Consider the following 902-nt stretch of genomic DNA (forward strand, 5'->3'; position numbering starts at 1 on the left):
CACACCCATTGCCGTCAAGTATTGCCCAGGAGGCAAAAGAGCACTTGATATTGCTGTTAATAAGAAACAGATGGTGTGTATTGATAGTAAAGGTAAAGCGCAGCTGTTAGTCGATAACAACAAATAAATGTTAACGTCCTTTCACTATCATTTGTTTAATGGTGAAAGGTTTGTATTTTTTAAGTGAAATTGGCAATACGATAAAGGCAAAGCTGATTTCATCCTTTAAAAACATTCTAAAATTACCTGAGATCGGGTTAAGCCATTATGATATTTTCACCTATAAGAGCTTTCTTTTCATCAGTTGTTAAATTGATTGATGGCTTCTTTTTTTGACGACAATATGCGATTAAACCGCCAAGCATATTAGCCACAAAACCTGTAATGCTGCGATGTCTAGTGTGTTCTACATATGAAATGTTTTTAACTTGATCATTAACTGTTTCAATAAGGTAACGCTTACTAAGCATGGCTTTATCCCATTTACTTAACACTACTTTTTTCATATTTTTTCGGACGTTTGTAACAAGATCAACTCCTACATCCTGTAATTTATCCGCAAGTGCTTTCCCTAAGTAACCTTTATCGCCATATAACTTGCCTGATAACCCCCTTACCATATCGGGAACGGGCGTTCGATCATCTATATTTCCTTCGGTAATTTTCACACTCAGAATATCACCAAGATGGTTGACGTCTAATAGTGTAATGCTATCCCGACTTCAATGATTGAAAGGGAGTTTGCTAAAGAGCTGCACTAAGCATCAACGTGCATCTCCCCTTTGTGGCACATAACGATACAACCATATTTATATGGTTGTATCGTTATGTGCCACAAAGGGGAGATGCACGTTGATGCTTAGTGCAGCTCTTTAGCAAACTCCCTTTCAATCATTGAAGTC

1 pseudogene is annotated in these 902 nt (G+C 37.4%); it reads right to left on the reverse strand.

What is annotated here, in order from left to right:
* Positions 1 to 257: 257 nt before the first annotated feature.
* Positions 258 to 701, reverse strand: a pseudogene (locus tag KSO91_RS17395) (transposase); the annotation flags it as partial.
* Positions 702 to 902: the final 201 nt, after the last annotated feature.

This window comes from Psychromonas antarctica (assembly GCF_022267535.1).
GTDB classification, from domain to species: Bacteria; Pseudomonadota; Gammaproteobacteria; order Enterobacterales; family Psychromonadaceae; genus Psychromonas; species Psychromonas antarctica.